Consider the following 1654-nt stretch of genomic DNA (forward strand, 5'->3'; position numbering starts at 1 on the left):
CTCCTCGACATCAGCCACTCGGCCATTTCCATATCAAACATATCGTCAATATCAAACCCTTCGATGGTATCGATCTCTGCTGGAAAAGATATATCTCCGTAAAGCGAGTCCTTTTCAAAGATTGTAGCCCTTTTTGACGCATAAAGGTTTCCAAAAAAATAAACAGGAGGCGCTGACTGACTGTTAGGGCACTTCTTCTTCTCTTCAGGAAACATGAAGGAGATTGTGCCGTCCTCGTTTATCTTCCTTGCATTGTAAGGATGATATTTAAACGGCGCCCTTGTAACGGTTGTCACAGAATCAAAATCTCCATTTACAGAAAAGGCCTTTATAGTTTTTTCTATATTCTCTACCGTTATAAAAGGATATGTGGGCTGGATTGTAAGGATAATGTCCGCATAAAATCCCTCTTTATCCAGTTCATTTATCGCATGCTTTATTACAGGCAATGTGGGAGTATTGTCCTGGGCCAATTCAACAGGCCTCTTAATGACCTCAATACCTTCTTTTTTCGCAACCTCTGCTATGGCCTCATCTTCCGTTGACACAACAAGCCTGTTGATTAAAGAACTCTTTTTAGCCGTTCTCAGGCAATGGCTTATTAGAGGGATTCCACCCAGCGGATAAAGATTTTTTTGGGGAATTCTTTTTGACCCTCCCCTTGCCGGAACTATTCCCAGGACATTCATTGAAATCTCCTCATATGCTCAATAGTCTGTTCAATTACATGCCGCTGGGTCAAATACCATGCGTCTTCTGTCGAACCTGCAATATGAGGCGTAATAATAAGATTATCATGCGTCTGGGCATACTTCACCAAAGGATGGGATAATATCCTGCCAGAAAAATCAGGCTCAAATTCGCCGTCAAGCACGTCCACAGCAGCACCTTTAATAATCCCTTTTTCCAATGCCTCTATCAGAGCTTGGGAATCAACCACCTCTCCCCTTGCCGTATTTATGAAATAAGAACCTTTCTTAAATTTAAAAAAAACACCTTTATTAAAAAGATGCCTATTTTCTTTATTCATTGGGATATGGACAGTAACAATATCGACATCGGAAACTAACTGTTCGATACTTTCAACCCGTTTATAAGGCCATTCTGCATTATGCGCTATAAAAGGGTCATAATAAGAGACCTTCGTGCCAAATGAAGTTGCATATCTTGCCACCATGATGCCAAGCCTCCCGAGACCCACAATGCCTATGGACATCCTCGAAAGCATCGCCTGTCCTCCGAATTCCCACCTGCTCCACTTGCCGTCAAGAACGGATTTAATAGCAGGAATTACATTCCTCGTGATATTGATTATTAACCCTATCGTCAATTCTGCGGTAGGGGTAATTGTATTAAGAAATTCTTTTTCATCCTTTAACGAAATAACCTTAATACCTCTCAACACCGCATTATCAACATCAATGTGAGGAACGCCTGTTGTATTGGTTGCAACCACCTTCAGATTGGGAGATTTTGAAAAAATATCCTCTCCGAAGAAATAACCTAACGGCGCAAATATAACAGATACATCCTTCAGGATGTCCGGGGTTATCATTGATGGATTATTCAGCCTTATGACCTCGAAATTATCGTATAAAAGGTCAAGATTCTCTTTTTTGTAATTCAGTATTTCAAAGTAAAGGGCCTTTTTCAT

At 40.7% G+C, this 1654-nt stretch carries 2 protein-coding genes; both read right to left on the reverse strand.

Going from position 1 to position 1654, the window contains the following annotated elements:
- Positions 1 to 689, reverse strand: a 689-nt coding sequence (locus V7L97_RS12540; RefSeq protein ID WP_333656508.1) for an acylneuraminate cytidylyltransferase family protein, incomplete at its 3' end; no start/stop codon positions are given.
- Positions 686 to 1654 (reverse strand): NAD(P)-dependent oxidoreductase (locus V7L97_RS12545; RefSeq protein WP_333656510.1); only part of this gene is annotated, 969 nt, incomplete at its 5' end. The genes V7L97_RS12540 and V7L97_RS12545, both read right to left, overlap by 4 nt.

Origin of the sequence: Dissulfurispira sp. (assembly GCF_036745535.1) — a bacterium.
Taxonomy (GTDB): Bacteria; Nitrospirota; Thermodesulfovibrionia; order Thermodesulfovibrionales; family Dissulfurispiraceae; genus Dissulfurispira.